Origin of the sequence: Thioclava sp. JM3 (assembly GCF_002213185.1) — a bacterium.
Lineage (GTDB): Bacteria > Pseudomonadota > Alphaproteobacteria > Rhodobacterales > Rhodobacteraceae > Thioclava > Thioclava nitratireducens.
On sequence record NZ_NBOB01000001.1, the window covers coordinates 137,544 to 151,751 of the forward strand.

11 protein-coding genes are annotated in these 14,208 nt (G+C 63.1%); 8 read left to right on the forward strand and 3 right to left on the reverse strand.

Annotated features, from left to right (window positions below):
* Positions 1 to 34: 34 nt before the first annotated feature.
* From B6V73_RS00740 to B6V73_RS00755, 4 genes are all read left to right on the forward strand, one after another.
* Positions 35 to 1,465 carry a mannose-1-phosphate guanylyltransferase/mannose-6-phosphate isomerase gene (locus B6V73_RS00740; RefSeq protein WP_088724268.1) on the forward strand — a complete coding sequence of 477 codons (1,431 nt, stop codon included), beginning with the start codon at positions 35 to 37 and terminating at the stop codon, positions 1,463 to 1,465.
* Positions 1,466 to 1,603: 138 nt separating this feature from the next.
* Positions 1,604 to 3,718 carry a YjbH domain-containing protein gene (locus tag B6V73_RS00745; RefSeq protein WP_088724269.1) on the forward strand — a complete coding sequence of 705 codons (2,115 nt, stop codon included), beginning with the start codon at positions 1,604 to 1,606 and terminating at the stop codon, positions 3,716 to 3,718.
* Positions 3,715 to 4,386 carry a YjbF family lipoprotein gene (locus B6V73_RS00750; protein ID WP_088724270.1) on the forward strand — a complete coding sequence of 224 codons (672 nt, stop codon included), beginning with the start codon at positions 3,715 to 3,717 and terminating at the stop codon, positions 4,384 to 4,386. The genes B6V73_RS00745 and B6V73_RS00750 overlap by 4 nt, the downstream gene beginning before the upstream one ends.
* 71 nt (positions 4,387 to 4,457) lie before the next feature.
* Entirely contained in the window at positions 4,458 to 4,787 is a 330-nt protein-coding gene (locus B6V73_RS00755) for a hypothetical protein (RefSeq protein WP_075776504.1), read from the forward strand.
* A 462-nt stretch (positions 4,788 to 5,249) separates the two neighbouring features.
* Here the strand turns inward: B6V73_RS00755 and B6V73_RS00760 are convergent, their stop codons facing one another.
* Complete coding sequence (locus tag B6V73_RS00760) at positions 5,250 to 6,353, reverse strand: glycosyltransferase (RefSeq protein WP_088722732.1); 1,104 nt, start codon at positions 6,351 to 6,353, stop codon at positions 5,250 to 5,252.
* A 469-nt stretch (positions 6,354 to 6,822) separates the two neighbouring features.
* On the opposite strand from B6V73_RS00760, the gene B6V73_RS00765 reads away from it, so the two are divergent.
* From B6V73_RS00765 to B6V73_RS00775, 3 genes are read left to right on the forward strand one after another with little or no spacing between them, the layout of a single operon-like run.
* On the forward strand, positions 6,823 to 7,908 hold the full coding sequence (locus tag B6V73_RS00765; protein ID WP_075776502.1) for a polysaccharide biosynthesis/export family protein: 1,086 nt from the start codon (positions 6,823 to 6,825) through the stop codon (positions 7,906 to 7,908).
* Positions 7,909 to 7,911: 3 nt separating this feature from the next.
* Positions 7,912 to 8,358: a low molecular weight protein-tyrosine-phosphatase gene (locus tag B6V73_RS00770; protein ID WP_075776501.1), complete on the forward strand. Its 447-nt coding sequence runs from the start codon at positions 7,912 to 7,914 to the stop codon at positions 8,356 to 8,358.
* 60 nt (positions 8,359 to 8,418) lie between these two features.
* On the forward strand, positions 8,419 to 10,635 hold the full coding sequence (locus B6V73_RS00775) for a polysaccharide biosynthesis tyrosine autokinase (RefSeq protein ID WP_088718662.1): 2,217 nt from the start codon (positions 8,419 to 8,421) through the stop codon (positions 10,633 to 10,635).
* A gap of 307 nt (positions 10,636 to 10,942) precedes the next feature.
* Here the strand turns inward: B6V73_RS00775 and B6V73_RS00780 are convergent, their stop codons facing one another.
* Positions 10,943 to 12,289 carry a pilus assembly protein TadG-related protein gene (locus tag B6V73_RS00780; RefSeq protein ID WP_088718661.1) on the reverse strand — a complete coding sequence of 449 codons (1,347 nt, stop codon included), beginning with the start codon at positions 12,287 to 12,289 and terminating at the stop codon, positions 10,943 to 10,945.
* Position 12,290: 1 nt separating this feature from the next.
* On the reverse strand, positions 12,291 to 12,668 hold the full coding sequence (locus B6V73_RS00785; RefSeq protein ID WP_088722735.1) for a TadE family protein: 378 nt from the start codon (positions 12,666 to 12,668) through the stop codon (positions 12,291 to 12,293).
* Positions 12,669 to 12,910: 242 nt separating this feature from the next.
* Here B6V73_RS00785 and B6V73_RS00790 point away from each other — a divergent pair, with 242 nt between their 5' ends.
* On the forward strand, positions 12,911 to 14,071 hold the full coding sequence (locus B6V73_RS00790) for an RsmB/NOP family class I SAM-dependent RNA methyltransferase (protein WP_088724271.1): 1,161 nt from the start codon (positions 12,911 to 12,913) through the stop codon (positions 14,069 to 14,071).
* Positions 14,072 to 14,208 lie beyond the last annotated feature (137 nt).

The window sequence follows — 14,208 nt, forward strand, 5'->3', positions numbered from 1 at the left end:
GCAGGAGAAACCTGCCGAGATGGGGAGGATGCACATGATCACTCCGGTTCTTCTAGCGGGCGGGTCGGGAACGCGTCTGTGGCCGCTGTCCCGACGCAGCTATCCGAAGCAATTCGCCGAACTGACAGGGCCGGTAACACTGTTTCAAGCGACGGCAGAGCGGTTGTCGGGCGCGGGTTTCGCGCCGCCGCTGGTGCTCACACAATCCGACTTCCGCTTCATCGCGACCGAGCAGCTTGCCGCGGTCGGCATTGATCCCGGCGCGGTGATGCTGGAGCCCGAGGGGCGCAACACCGCCCCCGCCGTTCTCGCCGCGGCGCTCTGGCTCCGACGCGAGGCAGGGGAGGAGGCGCTGATGCTGGTCGCGCCCTCGGATCATGTCATCGCCGATGCGCAGGCGTTTCAGGAGGCGATCGCAGGCGCGGAGCTTGCGGCGCGGAGAGGGCGGTTGGTGACCTTTGGCATTACCCCCGACCGGGCCGAGACGGGGTATGGATATCTCGAACCTTCTCAGGAGTCAGGCGTCGGCGGCCCCGTGCCCCTGGTCCGGTTCATCGAAAAGCCCGATCTCGTACGGGCGCGCGCCCTCTATGAAAGCGGCGATTACCTATGGAATTCCGGCCTCTTTCTGTTTTCCGCGGGCGCGATCCTCGAGGCCGCGCGAACCCACGCGCCGAGCCTCCTCGCGCGCGTCGAGGCGGCATTCGCTGCCGCGCGCGCCGATCTGGGTTTTCTGCGACTCGACCCGGATACCTGGGGGGATGCGCCCGACATCTCGATCGATTACGCGATCATGGAACGCGCGGGCTGCGTCTCCGTGATGCCGGTGCAGGCGGGCTGGTCGGATCTGGGCGACTGGGAGGCGGTGCGCCGCGCGGCCCCCGCTGCGCGTTCCGACGGGGTGGCGCTGTCGGGCGCTGCCACCGCGATCGATTGCCGCGACAGCCTGCTGCGCTCGGAAGACCCGCGGCTACAGATGGTCGGGATCGGGCTCGAGGACGTGATCGCGGTGGCGATGCCCGACGCGGTCCTCGTCGCGCATCGCTCGCGCGCGCAGGATGTGAAAGCGGCGGTTAACGCGCTCAAGGCCCGCGACGCTGCGCAGGCGACAGACTTCCCGCGCGATCACCGACCCTGGGGCGGGTTCGAGAGCCTCGTCACCGGCGATCGGTTTCAGGTGAAGCGGATCACGGTGAAGCCCGGCGCGGCGCTCAGTCTGCAAAGTCACCACCACCGGGCCGAGCATTGGATCGTCGTTCAGGGCACCGCCCTCGTGACGCTTGGCAAGGAAGCGCGCCTCGTTACGGAAAACGAATCCGTCTACATTCCGATCGGCGAGACGCACCGGCTCGAAAACCCCGGAATGATGCCGATGGTTCTGATCGAAGTGCAGACCGGGGCCTATCTCGGGGAAGATGACATCATCCGCTACGAAGATGTCTACATGCGCGCAGTGGGCGAATAGCACGTGCTCGGCGGCGGGTCGCCGCCCGGCAGTGCAAATCGGTGACAATTCCTTGGAAAAGCAGCAATTCGCGTTTCAGAGGAGTGCGACTCTCTGCTAGGTCTCCAATTGATTGTGACCGAGGCGGATTTTCCTGACATGTTGGCGCGCCCCTACCGCTCCCGTTTTCTCTTCTTTGCTATGGCGAGCAGTGCGCTCGCGAGTCTCGGCTTCGGCCCCGCCTGCGCGCAATCGGCCGACAGGGCCTGGGGCTATAACAGCTATGGCATCCCGGGGCTGATCGACATGCCCGTCGCGGGCAGTCGCGAGGATGCGGAGCTTGGCTTCAATGTCTTCGCCTTCGCCGGACAGACGCGCGTCTCGGCCGCGTTCCAGATCACGCCGCGCCTGTCGGCTGGCTTCCGATATTCGACGATCAAGAACTACATGGGCGGCGGTACGCTCTACGATCGCAGCTTCTCGATCCAGTATCGGTTCCTCGACGAGGGGCGCTTCTGGCCTGCGATGGCGATTGGCCTCAACGACATGACCGGCACCGGGATCTATTCCGGGGAATATGTCGTGGCGACCAAGTCGATCTCACCGAAACTGCGCGCGACGGCGGGGATCGGTTGGGGGCGGCTTGGGTCGAATAACGGCTTCGACAATCCGCTGGGCGTGCTGAGCGATCACTTCAAGACGCGCGGAGATCGCACCGGGGCGCAGGGCGGGACGTTCCAGCCGCAGCAATGGTTTACCGGGGATGCGGCACTGTTTGCGGGTGTCGAATGGCAGGCGACGGACAGGCTGCGGCTGATGGCGGAATATTCCTCCGACGCCTATACGCGCGAGGACGGTCCGACCTTCGATCGCAAATCCCCGGTCAACATCGCCGCGCAATACAAGATCAACGATCAGGCCTCGATCACGGCGGGCTATCTCTACGGAACCGATTTCAGCGTGCAATTGAGCTACGCGCTGAACCCCAAGCACAACGCGCATCCGAGCGGGCTGAAAGATGCACCGCCGCCGGTCGTACCGCGCGCGGGCATCGAGGCGGCGCAAAGCTGGACGAACGATCCGGCCTATCTGACGGCGAAGCTGCGCCCGGCCTTGGCGCAACAGGGACTGGTGCTGGAAGGTGCGAAGCTCAGCGGCTCCACCCTTGCGATCCAGATTCGCAACGACCGATACAACGCGCCGCCCGAAGCGCTCGGGCGCGCCGCGCGGGTGCTGAGCGCGCAGGCCCCTGCTATGGTCGATCGCTTCGCGATCACCCTGTCGGAAAATTCGCAGCCCGTCTCGACCACGACAATCCGTCGGGACGACCTCGAGGCCTATGAATTCCACCCCGTCGGCGGCGAACTGATGCGCGCCCATGCACAGATCGACGGCGCGCCCCCTCGGCTGCCGGTCGCGCCCGGCACCTACCCGCGCTTTTCCTGGGGTGTCGGCCCTTATTTGCTTCCGGGCCTGTTCGACCCGGACGATCCGTTGCGCGCCGATCTGGGCGTAAGCGTGCAGGCGCAATACGAGATCGCGCCAGGCCTGTTGCTGTCGGGGCGCGTCAACCAGAAGGTGATCGGCAATCTCGATCAGGCGAACCGGCCGTCGGATTCGGTGCTACCGCATGTGCGCTCGGATGCGTGGCTCTATTACAAGGGGTCGGGTCCGACGATTCCGGAACTGACGGGGGCCTATTTTTTCCGTCCGGGACGCGATCTCTTCGGGCGTGTGACGGCCGGCTATCTGGAGCCGATGTTCGCGGGCGTCTCGACCGAGCTTCTCTGGGCGCCGGAACACAGCCGCCTCGCCCTCGGGGCCGAGCTTAACCGGGTACGCCAGCGCGGCTACGACCAGCGCTTCGATCTGCGCGACTACGAGGTCACGACGGGCCATCTATCCGCTTATTATCAGTTCACCGACCAGTTCTATACGCAGCTCGATGTCGGCCGTTACCTCGCCGGCGACTGGGGCGCGACGCTGAGCTTCTCGCGCGTTTTCGACAATGGCTGGAAAGTCGGGGTCTATGCGACGAAGACCGATGTGTCCTCGGAAGATTTCGGCGAGGGCTCGTTCGACAAGGGCTTCATGATCACCATCCCGCTGCACTGGGCGACCGGGCAGCCGACGAAGCAGCGCTATTCGACGGTGATCCAGCCGATCGTGCGCGACGGCGGGGCGCGGTTGGGTGTGGCCAACAGGCTTTACGGGATGGTGCGCGAAGATCAGCCCGCCTCCTTCGACGGAAATTGGGAGCGGTTCTGGCGATGAGATCACTTGTTTTCGGCGCGGCGCTGCTGGCGGTCGCTGGCTGTGCGCAATTCGACAAACTGGGCAACACGATGACGCTTCCGGGCGGAGGGGCCGTGGGACAGGGCGCGCCCGTGCAATCCGCGACGAATGGCGAAGGTGTGGGCGTGAAGGTGGTGACGCGAGCAGTTCCGAAGCGCGGGCTCGAAGTTGTCATTCCGTCGCGCGACGCGAATGCGACCCTGTCTCTGGCCGGGCGGAATGGCACCGTCGAGACCTGGCGGTCCGGAGACGATATCACTGTGTCGGTCGATCGGGGCGTGGTGGTCGCAACCCGCGGCTTGGGCGACGATCTGATGGCGGCGGATTCGGGGCCGACGCTCGCCGCCCTTCGCAGCGCCAAGATGGACGCCTATCGCCGGACCTACCGCTTCCTTACGGCGGACAATCATGCGGACTATGTGTTGCTCGGCTGCAAGATGACTGCGGCTGGAAACGAAACCCTCGCAGGGCTAAATTTGTTGCGCCACGAAGAACAATGTCGCAATCCGAAGATGGCAATAACCAATATTTACTGGACCGATGAAACGGGACGGATCCAGGCCGGGCGGCAATGGGTTTCCCCCACTGTGGGGCAGATCGCGATCGGCGTGCTCGACCAAACTGAATGGGCCTCGGGTATCAATTAACCCTATGGTTCACCAAAAGATTAATGTAAGATAATAATGTCTTACCTATCCCAACCTGATCGGAGGTTTCGATGACGAAGTTCTTTACGGGTGCCGTTGTAGTGGCAGCCACTCTTGCTGGTGCCCTTCCGGGTGCGGCCCAGAACCTGCAAGCGCCGGCCAATCTTAGCCACGACGCGCTCGTTGCCTGGGCAAAAGCGAATAATGTTTGCGACACGGCTGTGGTCGACGCTGTGTACAATAATAAAGGTGAGGCCGTGGTATCCTGCACGGCGGCGGCGAATAGCAACCTCGGCGGTGCGACCCCGGTCGTTGCGGTGATCGTTGGCGTCGGCCTCGCGGCAGCTGCTATGGGCAGCGGCGGCACTAACGGGACCAACGGAACCAACGGCACCAACTGATCCGCGCGATCCGTGATCTTTCGAAAGGCCTCGCTTGAAGCGGGGCCTTTTTGATTCCGCCTAACCACAGGGGAACGCAGCAAAACTATCCAAATCGACAGTGCTCCAGGCCTTACAAATGCGCACTGATTCGCTCGAGTTATGATATGACAATCATAAGACGGGTGTTTGAGTGTTGGGGTAGGAGCCGATGTTGACAGGACTCGCGATTTTTCCTCTCGCGGCCTTGGTGTGGATGATGCTCTGGGAGAGCATTGCGCCTGTGCAGGATGAAGCGCCGTATCGCGAGGTGGCCAATTAGGAAATCGCTTGGGCCGATCTGGGCCCGGGCAAGGTGGTGACGAGCGCCGATCCGCGCAGGATAGGTAAGACTCGACGCGCCGGTCGGCGCTCGGCCCCACCGCTTGGAATACGCCGGGCGAAGACGCGCGGATTCCGAGGTGATGCGCGTGAGCTCTCGCGTTACATATCGATCCGTGCGCGGCGCGCGGTCGCCATTGCACGACGAAGCTTGCTGCCAAGCGCGACGCGACGATAGATCAGCATGTAGCAGACAAAAACCACGCCGACCCCCGCACCGAGGGATGCGGGTGAAGTCGCGCTGATCACGGTGATGGAGCACGCGATCAGGCTCAGTGACCAGAGAACGACCGAGGTGATCGGATTGCGCATCTCCGGATGTCCGAGTGCTTCGGCAATTCGCTTCGCACGGCTGCGATAGACGAGGCTGTGCAGGTGCAGCCTATCCGCCGCGCCGGGATGGGTTCCGTCGCGCTTCAGCCTGCGGCGAATCGAGACGACCGTCTCGATCCACGGATAGGCGAGCGCGAGCACGGCGATCAGCGGTGAAATCTCGGGGTTGCGGGCGGGCAAGACGATGCCGATCACGGCGAGTACGAACCCTGTCGCATAGGCCCCGGCGTCCCCGTAAAACAGCTTTCCGGCCGGAAAATTCATCACGAAGAATCCCGCGATCGAGCCGATCATCAGCAGACAGATCGCCAAGATCGGCCCGTCATTGGTCTGCTCGGCGATAACCGCGAAAGCAGAAAAGACGATGATCGCGCTGCCGGAGGCGAGCCCGTTCACCCCGTCGATGATGTTGAGCGAATTGGCGATCCCGCCGATAGCGATGGCGCTGAGTGCGATCCCGAACGCCGGGTAGCGCAGCAGGTAATCGAGCCCTGGGATATCCGCGCGTTCAATGTGGTAGCCGGACACGAGGCAAAAAATCAGCCCCGCACATACGGTGGCGAGCAGGCGCCACTTGGCGGAGACTTTCTTGGTGATGTCCTCGATCGCCCCGGAGCCGAAAGCAGGGCTCGCGCAGAGGCAGATCGTCCACCAAAGCGCCTGTGTCTGCGCATCCAAAGTCAGACCCGCAACCAACGCACCTGACAGAAGGGCAAAGCCGCCGATCCGCGGGGTCGGGGCCGCGTGGATTTTCTGGATGCCGTGATCGCCGTCGAGCGTGAGCTTGCCATGAAAACTCTTTGTTGCAACGATGAGGGCTGCCATCAGGAACGATGCCAGGAAAGCCGTCACAACATATTCAAGGCCAATCATACACTGCCCTCTTGCATGAAAAAAATATTATCGCGGCGGCAGATGTTAATATTCCGCTAACGCGTCATCGTAAAAAATATCGATAATCGTACGGATACTCTTGCTCGACAGGGATACTTAACTTTTTTCCGGAGGGTCAACGGCTTTTGACTCGCGTTAGGCGAAAAACGTCAGAAAACTTCACTCACCTGTTCGCGACCAATGCGTTCGCGACCAATGCGTTCGCGACCAATGAGGATGAGCTCCTGTCGCGCGTATGCTCACACGATCGGGGCGAAGTTCACGCGGTTCCAGCGGGTGGGAGGCTCGCCGTCAGGTTGAGTGATTTGAGCCAGAATCGCGCCTCGACGCGATTGGACGGTTGAAAACGGCGACAGCTTGTCTATTCAGAGGCGCTAGACGAAACCCGGTCCCGACCGCATGGCCGGAACGGATCAGAAGCTTGGATTAAGAGGCTCAGGAGGGCACGATGGGGGCAGTGACGAGGATTTTTGTGGCGCTCTGCGCGTCGCTCTTTTTGGCCTCCTGCGACACGTCGACCACCAATTTCCCGGTAAATACCCGTAACGTCAGTTCCGTCGAGGATCCGGCAGCGGGCGATGTCGCGATTGTGCGGCTGAGCCTCGCCAACGTCTCCACATTCGGCGCGCCCTCCGATCTGAGCGGCGGGCGCACGACCCTGCCTTCGAATGGCTATTGGAACTACCGCATCGGGCCGGGCGATCTGCTCGATATCGTCGTCTACGAACATCCCGAACTGACCTCGCCCGCAGGCTCGACCCGGACGCCCGCCGAGGGTGGTCTTCGCGTCAATTCGGACGGAACTTTCTACTATCCCTACGTCGGCAACGTGCGCGCCGCGGGCCGGACGCCCGAACAGGTGCGTGCCGATCTCTCGCGCAAGCTGAAGGAGTTCATCCCCTCGCCGCAGGTTTCGGTGCGCGTGGTGGGCTACAACTCGCAGACCGTGTCGGTCACCGGCGAGGTCGGCAAGCCTGCGCGGATCCCGCTGACCTCCAAATCGCTCACGCTGCTCGATGCGATCAACGAGGCGGGTGGTCTGAACGATGCCGCCGATGCGCGTCGGGTTCTTGTGCGCCGCGGCGGGCGCAGCTACGCGGTGGACTTGCAGGCCTTCCTCAATCAGGGGATCGCCTCCAACAACCCGGTACTGCGCAATGGCGATGTCGTCTCGGTGCAGCGCGCGACGAAGCTGGAAGCCTATCTGCTGGGGCAGTTGGTGAAGCCCGGTCCGATCGACCTGACCAAGGACGACGTGAGCCTCACCGAAGCCGTCACCGCTGTCGGCGGATTGAACACCAATCAGGCCGATGCGCGCGGCGTCTTCGTGTTCCGTGACACGCCGAGCGGCGTGGTGGTGTTCCAGCTTGATACGTCGAGCGCAGCGGCCTTTGTCGTAGGCACGAAATTCTTCCTGCACCCGCAGGACGTCGTCTATGTCACGACCGCGCCGGTCGCGAAATGGAACCGTGTGGTCTCCAACATCCTGCCGACGCTGAGCACCGCTCGCGCGGCCTCCGCACTGGCGAACTGAGCGATGGCGAAAGTCGGATCCATCCTCGTCGTCTGCGTCGGAAATATCTGTCGCTCGCCTGTGGGCGAACGGCTTCTCGCTGCGGCACTGCCTGAGTGCAAGGTCACCTCTGCCGGAATCGGCGCGGTGGTCGGCGCGGGCGCGGACGAGACCATGAGCGAGGTCGCCGCGGAAAACGGACTGAGCCTCGACGGCCATGTCGCGCGCCAGTTCACCGCCGAGATCGGGGCCGAGCACGAGCTGATCCTCGTGATGGAGGCTGGCCACAAGCGCGAGATAACGCGCCGCGCGCCGCAACTGGGCGGGCGGGTGATGCTGTTCGATCAATGGATGGGCAGCAAGGGGATCGCCGACCCGTACCGCGAGCCGATCGAGGCTCATCGCAAGGCATTTACCGAGATTTCCGCCGCGAGCGAGGCATGGGTCTCGCGCCTCGCGCCGAAACGGTGAGCGGCGTAACTGGCGGCGCGCGTGGGTTTGGATAAGCATTTGAGAAATTGAGCGGGACAGATGAAGCAAATTTCCGAGATAACCCAGAGACATGCTGCGCAGCCCGAGGTCGAGGATGACGAAATCGACCTGATGGCGCTTGCCGGCGCGCTTTTGGGGGGCTGGAAATGGATCGCGCTGGCCTTTGCCCTGGCTGTGATCCTCGGCGCTTTCGTCGCGCTGCGCAAACCGGTGGTCTACGAGGCGAACGGCCTGTTGCAGCTCGAGCAGTCGCAAAACGGTCTGTCGGCGCTTCCGGAGTCGATGCAGACGCTTCTCGGCAGCGATGTTGGCGGCAAATCGCAGGCCGAGACCCAGATCGCGATCATGTCGTCGCGGCTGGTGCTGGGCGATGCGGCGAACAAGCTCGACCTGCAGAACTTCGTCATTCCGCGCCGGCTGCCGCTTATCGGCATGCTTCCCGCGAACCTGCACTTGCCCGATCCGGGCCTGTTCACCCAATACCAGTGGAACGCAGAGACGGTTCAGATCGGTAAGCTGAAAGTGCCCGCTCAATGGCAGGGAGAGCCGATGACGCTGACCGTGACCGGCGCGGACAGCTATCGCGTCACGCTGCTCGACGGCACCGAAGTCAGCGGTACGGTCGGCCACGAAGTTACCGCGCGCGATGGCGATTTCGCGCTTGCGCTATCCGAGATGGATGCCCCGGTCGGCCGCGAGTTCTACATCGGGCGCCGCTCTCTCAACGCGACGATTCAGGCGATGCGCGAAAACTTTTCGGTCTCCGAAAGCCCGCGCGGTTCGAACATCCTGCATACCGCGTATCAGGACACCGACCGCCAGCGCGCGGAAAAGATCCTCAACGCGATCGCGGCGTCTTTCGTGGACCAGAATATCGAGCGCAATTCGGCCTCCGCCGAGAACAGCCTCGAATTCATCCAGAAGCAATTGCCCGAGGCGCGCAAGAACGTGTCCGAGGCGGAGCAGGCGCTCAATGCCTATCGCCAGAAGCAGAAATCGGTCGACGTGAAATACGAGACCCAGGCCCTGTTGGAGCGCGTCACGAAGATCGAGGGGGAACTGTCCGCGCTCGATCTGAAAGAGGCCGAGCTGAAGAACCAGTACACGGTCAACCACCCCGCCTATCAGGCGCTGCTGCAAAACCGCAAGGAACTGCAAGCGCAGCTGGAACAGGCGAAGAAGGCGACCCAAGGGCTGCCGGAGACGCAGAAGGACATCTTCAATCTGCAGCGTAACCTCGAAGTGGCGCAGCAGGTCTACACCCAGCTTCTCAACCGATCGCAGGAATTGCAGGTCGTGCGCGCCTCGACTGTCGGTTCGGTGCGCGTGATCGACAAAGCCTATGCGAGCATCATCCCGGTTGCGCCGCGCAAATCGCGGATCGTCGCGCTGGCGGGGATACTGGGTCTCATCATTGGCGCAGCCTACGTTCTGATCCGTCGCGCGCTGCGTCACGGAATCAAGGGCGCCGAAGAGATCGAAGCGCTCGGTCTGCCAGTCTTCGCAACCGTTCCCTTCGCCAAGGAGGCGTCCGATCTACGTCACCGCAAGGGCGACCTGCCGATCTTCGCGCTTGAACATTCAGACGCCGTGACGACCGAAGCGCTGCGATCCCTGCGCACTTCGCTGCATTTCGGGCTACTGGATGCGCAGACCAACTCGATCCAGGTGACCTCGGCCGCGCCGGGGGTGGGCAAGACCTTCCTTTCGATCAACCTCGCCGTAGTCGCGGCGCAAGCGGGGCAGCGAGTTTGTCTGATCGATGCAGATATGCGCAAAGGCTATCTCGCGCGGTTCCTGCATCTGCCGAAGACGGTGGAGGGCCTTTCGGATTATCTCGGCCACGAGAAGGCGCTGGAAGAGGTAATGCGCGACGGGCCGGTCGAGGGGCTGAAGGTGATCACCTCGGGCCGCTACCCTCCGAACCCGTCGGAACTGCTGATGCGGGCCGAGTTCGGGACCATGCTTCGCCAGCTCGACAGCGAGTTCGATCTCATCATCGTCGATGCGCCGCCCGCGCTTGCGGTCACCGATCCGGTGGTGATCGGGCGCTCCGTAGGCGCGAGCATCGTGATCGCGCGCCATCTTGAGACGATGCAGGGCGCGGTGCGTGCCGTGCAGGCGAGCTTCGAGGCGGCGGGCACGTCGATCACGGGCGCGGTCCTCAACGGCTTCAAGGCCGAGGCGGCCGAGCGTTATGGCGGTCATTACCAATATCACTATAACTACCGCTACAGCTACAAATCCGACGATTGAGCAGGGCCATCCCGGTCCGTGACCGGGGCGGGAGGCGCGACTGCTGCGAAAACTGCTGGGCCGGGCGAAAATCTCGAAGCTCGGGATCACCACGCCCGAACCGCGACCAGGCCGCCATGGCATCCCCGGGAGCGGGTGCCGCATTTGTTGAAACCGATCGCCACGCGCGGGAGGGAAGGCGGTTGCGCGGAAGCGGCGCGATCAGGCATGGCGACGTCGAGAGCAATGGAGCGGCCAAAACGTGGCCTCTCCTGTCCCATCTTGCGCGGATTGTTTCGATCGCGCTTTGCGCCCGCTGGGAGGCCCCTTACATCCGCAGGCGGAAGTAGCTCATCTCGATATTGCTCTCCATGCCGGTATCGCAATGACCGAAGCGCGAGTTGGAGGTGCCGTCGATCTTGCCGCCAGAGACGATCGCGACTCCTTCGATCCCGTCTGCCTGCGCCGAGAAGCTTACATCCTTCATCGCGAGGATCTGACCGCCGTAGAAGGAAATTTTTGCCGCCGAAGAGACACCGCCCATCGTGATCAGCTTCGCGCCGCCATCGGGTGCGCAATTGTCGTCGCGCCCGATCCGCAGCCCCTGCGGCGCCGAGAAGCTGCGATCATCGGTCGAGGTGTTTGCGAAGATCGCATTTTCCAGCGCGACGCCGTTGCCGAATTTCACCGGGCAGTTCGCGATAACCGCGACCTCGGAGATCACGCTCGGGTCGGTCGTCACGGACCCGTCGACCTTGTTCGGGACCGAGATCGTCACGCTCGAATTGCAGTCGAGTATGTAGAGATTGCCGGGCGCGAAATCGGTGGTGTCGAGCTTCGTCCCGTTGAGGAAGGTCGGCGTCCGGTTCGTAATATAGGAGGGCAAATAGCCAGTGCCGTCGCGCATGGATTCGATGATCTTCGGAATGCGGTCGAGCACGCGCAGCTTGTAGAAGGAGGTGCGCAGCGCCTCTTGCAAGCCGTCGTTCTGCTTGAAGCCGGATGCGGGGATGTCGAGCTTGCTGGTGTCGGGCATCGACACGATCGCGCCGCTCTCGAACATGTTGTTCTGGTTGAGCGACACGTATTGCGCCGCGTAGAGGCAGAAGCCCGACGCGAAGCTGTTGCCCGATTGCAGGTCGATGACACCTTTCGCGGCCAAGCCTTCGGTGAGGCAGGCGGGCTGGTATGCTTCGGCGACGGCGCCGGTATTGATCTGCCACCCGTCCTGACCGATCACCTTACCGAAGAAGGTGGGCGCTGCGTTCGCGCGGTCGGTGGTGCGATGCGCCATCACGCGCACCGCGGGGCTGAGATCGAGGTCGGGGGCGTAATCCGTAAGGAAGCGATTGTTGGTCGCGTCGTAATAGCCGAAGGTCACATCGTCTTTGGTGATGACCGAAGTCGCATCGTCGGAGCCGAGGTTGGAATGGGCCAGCTCGGCCGCGCGGGTCCTCGCCTCGTCTTTGGTGATCAGGGGGTCGGAAGCAAGATACATCGCACCGAGCGCGGCAGCATCCGTCGCATCCTGCATCTGCACCCGCTCGCGATAGCCGTTGGAGACGTCGAGCGCGAGACTGCCGACGGCGAGGAACAGGATCGTCCAGAACAGCGAGAGCTGAGTGATCATGCCATCTTCTTCAGCGGTGAAATCGGTAATCGTTACGCGGCTCATCTCAGGACTCCATGTAGCGGTAGTCGCGGACCGTGAGGTCCATGTTCAGAACTTTGGTGAAGAGGCCCGTCGCGACGAGTTCGGACATCGGGATCGTCACGCGGGTCTCGATGATCCCGTCGGTGACGCTCGTGTCGAGCGTGTAGGTGTTTTGGTCATAGGGAAGGAGCGCGCGCAGCCGCGCCATGGTGTCTTCGTCATTCTCGAACCGCCCGACCGAATAGGCGCGATCGACGTCTTGCACGATGCCGAGGATGCGGGACTGGGCGTTGAAAATGAGGGAAACGTCGACGGTTACCGCCAGCATTCCGACGAAAAGTGGCAACCAGAGCAGCGCCTCGATCGTCGTGGCGCCGTCTTCGGCCGACAGAAAACTCATTAATCGTTTCAAGGAGGGATACCCCGTGGCTGAAAACGTCCTTTTACATGTTCCTTAGGGAGAAAAAGGGAGTTGTCGCGGCGTAAATGTGGCGAAAAGTGGGTTACGATCAATAAATTAAGGTTTAACAGCAAGATTCTACGAGCGTGTGGCCCGGGAGCGGTCTTTGTCGCGTGGCATTGCGCCGCCCAGCCGGCGCGCCTAGAACCGGGCCAGATCACAGCCCGCCTCGGAGCCCGCCCATGACGCCAGCCGCGCGCTATGCCGCCGCCATCGATATTCTCGACCGCATCCAGTCGGGCGAGGTGGCCGAGCGCGCGCTGACCAACTGGGCGCGAAGTCACCGTTTCGCGGGTTCAAAGGATCGCGCGGCGATCCGCGATCACGTCTTCGACGTGCTGCGCTGCAAGGCAAGCGCAGCGCTTGCCGGAGGCGGGGCTGCGGGGCGCGCGCTCGTCGCCGGGTTGCTGCGCCTGCAAGGCGTCGATCCCGCGACGATCTTCACCGGGGAGGGCTTTGCGCCTGACCCCTTGTCCGAAGTCGAGCGCGCCGCGCTGACCCATGCCTTGCCCGACGATATTGCCCAGCTGGACTGGCCCGATTGGCTGCGTGATCAGCTCGCTTCCGATCTTGGTGCGGATTTTGACGCCATCTCCGAGGCGATGCGCGCCCGCGCACCGGTTTTCCTCCGCGTCAATCTTGCCAAGACGGACCGCGACCGTGCGATCGCGGCGCTCGCGAAGGACGGGATCGAAGCCACGCCGCACCCGCTGGCCGCGACCGCGCTGGAACTCGGCGCGGGGGCGCGGCGCATTCAGCAGGCCGCGGCTTACAAGGACGGTCTGGTGGAGTTGCAGGACGCGGCCTCGCAAGCGGCGATCGCGTCGGTGCCGCTCGGGCCCGGGGAGCGTGTGCTCGATTATTGCGCGGGCGGTGGCGGCAAGTCGCTGGCGCTGGCGGCAGCCTGTCCGGAGGCGCTGATCGCAGCGCATGACATCGATGCGGGCCGAATGCGCGATTTGCCCGCGCGCGCGAAACGGGCCGGGGCGAAGGTGTCCCTGCGCGCGCCGGGGGATCCGGGGACGGGCTACGATCTGGTTCTGGTCGACGCGCCATGCTCGGGCTCGGGAACGTGGCGACGCACGCCGGATGCGAAATGGCGTCTGAGCGCCGCGCGGCTGTCGGAACTGGTCGCCTTGCAGAGCGAAATCCTCGACGCCGCGCGCGGCTTTGTCGCCCCCGGCGGCCGCCTCGTCTACATGACCTGCTCGCTGCTTACGGTCGAGAATGGCGCGCAAATCGCCAATTTCGCCATGCGCCACGGCTGCGAGGTGCTGTCGCAGCGCCAGATCACGCCGCTCTCGGGTGGCGACGGGTTTTTCGTGGCCCATCTCCAGCTTTGAGTTTCCCGAACTGGCGCTCGCCTTCTCACGGTCGCGTGATTGACTCGCGCGTTCGCTGAAAGTCTAGTCTCGTTAATTGGGTTTTAAGTTTTTTGCCGCGCTATGGGACGAAGACGTCAGGCAGGGAGGAGAGTGTG

Excerpts from the sequence above, each read along its gene's own strand:
- B6V73_RS00775 (WP_088718662.1), top strand. The coding sequence starts at position 8,419 with ATGAAGCAAATTTCCGAGATAACCCAGAGACATGCTGCGCAGCCCGAG.
- B6V73_RS00785 (WP_088722735.1), bottom strand. The coding sequence starts at position 12,668 with ATGAGTTTTCTGTCGGCCGAAGACGGCGCCACGACGATCGAGGCGCTG.
- B6V73_RS00770 (WP_075776501.1), top strand. The coding sequence starts at position 7,912 with ATGGCGAAAGTCGGATCCATCCTCGTCGTCTGCGTCGGAAATATCTGT.
- B6V73_RS00750 (WP_088724270.1), top strand. The coding sequence starts at position 3,715 with ATGAGATCACTTGTTTTCGGCGCGGCGCTGCTGGCGGTCGCTGGCTGT.
- B6V73_RS00780 (WP_088718661.1), bottom strand. The coding sequence starts at position 12,289 with ATGAGCCGCGTAACGATTACCGATTTCACCGCTGAAGAAGATGGCATG.
- B6V73_RS00745 (WP_088724269.1), top strand. The coding sequence starts at position 1,604 with ATGTTGGCGCGCCCCTACCGCTCCCGTTTTCTCTTCTTTGCTATGGCG.
- B6V73_RS00765 (WP_075776502.1), top strand. The coding sequence starts at position 6,823 with ATGGGGGCAGTGACGAGGATTTTTGTGGCGCTCTGCGCGTCGCTCTTT.
- B6V73_RS00755 (WP_075776504.1), top strand. The coding sequence starts at position 4,458 with ATGACGAAGTTCTTTACGGGTGCCGTTGTAGTGGCAGCCACTCTTGCT.
- B6V73_RS00760 (WP_088722732.1), bottom strand. The coding sequence starts at position 6,353 with ATGATTGGCCTTGAATATGTTGTGACGGCTTTCCTGGCATCGTTCCTG.
- B6V73_RS00740 (WP_088724268.1), top strand. The coding sequence starts at position 35 with ATGATCACTCCGGTTCTTCTAGCGGGCGGGTCGGGAACGCGTCTGTGG.
- B6V73_RS00790 (WP_088724271.1), top strand. The coding sequence starts at position 12,911 with ATGACGCCAGCCGCGCGCTATGCCGCCGCCATCGATATTCTCGACCGC.